Origin of the sequence: Streptomyces lushanensis, from assembly GCF_001700515.1 — a bacterium.
GTDB lineage: Bacteria > Actinomycetota > Actinomycetes > Streptomycetales > Streptomycetaceae > Streptomyces > Streptomyces lushanensis.
On sequence record NZ_MAUD01000651.1, the window covers coordinates 1 to 1,138 of the forward strand.

Consider the following 1,138-nt stretch of genomic DNA (forward strand, 5'->3'; position numbering starts at 1 on the left):
CTGTTGAGTTGTGCTGGATGAGGGCGGCTCCGGTCATTGGCGTGAGGGGGCCGCCCTCGGTCGTTTCAGGCGGCGAGTGCCGATGGCTGCTGCGGCAGCCTGTTCAGGACGCGGGTGCGCCAGGCCAGGGCGTATTCGATGCAGTTGGCGCAGTTCTTGTGTGTGGTGTGGCCCGGGAGGGGCGGGCGGCGGCGGGCGTGGGAGCTCCAGGCCATGGAATCGGCGGTGGCCATGAGGTGGCCGACCTTTTCCAGGCCCAGGGTTTTGAAGCCGAAGCCGTGCAGGGCGATGCCGTGCCCGGCGAGGGCGGTGACGATGGCGGCTCCCTCGCGGGTGGACTGGCGGCGGCACACCGACCCCAGGCCGACCAGCGGTTCAGCCGTCAGGTCCACACCGGCCCGCTCGTACAGGTCGACGCACCGTTCGTAGTCCGGGAGCTCCCAGCCCTGTAACACGGGGATGATCGGCAAGTCCGGGGCCAGCTCGCGGAGTTCGAGGTAGTTGGCCACGGTGCGGCGCTGGTGCTCCGCGACGCTGAGGTGGGTGCCGACGAAGGTCAGAGGTCCTGCCTTGCCGCCGTGGATGATGAGCGGCTCGCACATCCAATCCTGTGGGGCGGCCCAGTCAAACGGCCCGACGTTCTCCCAGATGCGGCGCAGGTCGGTGATGTACTGGCGGGGGGTGCGGGTCCAGCGGCCACGGTTCTGGAGCTCCGAGAAACCGCCCGAGTCGACCGCGTACCGGCCGATCGCGACCGGCAGCGTACGGGCGGCGATGAAGTGCTCGGACTTCAGGAACAGCGGCACATCGGTGAGGCGCACCCAGTGGCGCTTGTGGGTCGTCAGATAGAACAGCACGGGCGTCTCCTCTGTTGAGTTGTGCTGGATGAGGGCGGCCCCGGTTCTTTGGCGAGACGGGGCCGCCCTTCGGTTCCGTAGCGGTACAGGTCAGGCGATGGGCGGGATGGCGAGCACGACCACAGTGGCGTCGTCGCGATAGCCGGTCTCATCCGGCTGCGCGGCGGCCACCAGGGCATCCGCGAGTGCCTGTGGGTCGTCCTGGTGGGTGCGGACCAGGTCGGTCAGGGTGTTGTGGTTGATCTGGTCGTGTGCGCCGTCGCTGGTCAGGAGGACCAGCG

General features: G+C 68.7%; 1 protein-coding gene and 1 pseudogene. Both read right to left on the minus strand.

What is annotated here, in order from left to right:
- Positions 1-65 precede the first annotated feature (65 nt).
- The gene (locus BFF77_RS32145; protein ID WP_066957090.1) at positions 66-857 is read right to left on the minus strand and encodes a deazapurine DNA modification protein DpdA family protein; all 792 of its coding nucleotides are present in this window, start codon (positions 855-857) and stop codon (positions 66-68) included.
- 90 nt (positions 858-947) lie between these two features.
- Positions 948-1,138: pseudogene (locus tag BFF77_RS32150) on the minus strand (SpoIIE family protein phosphatase); the annotation flags it as partial.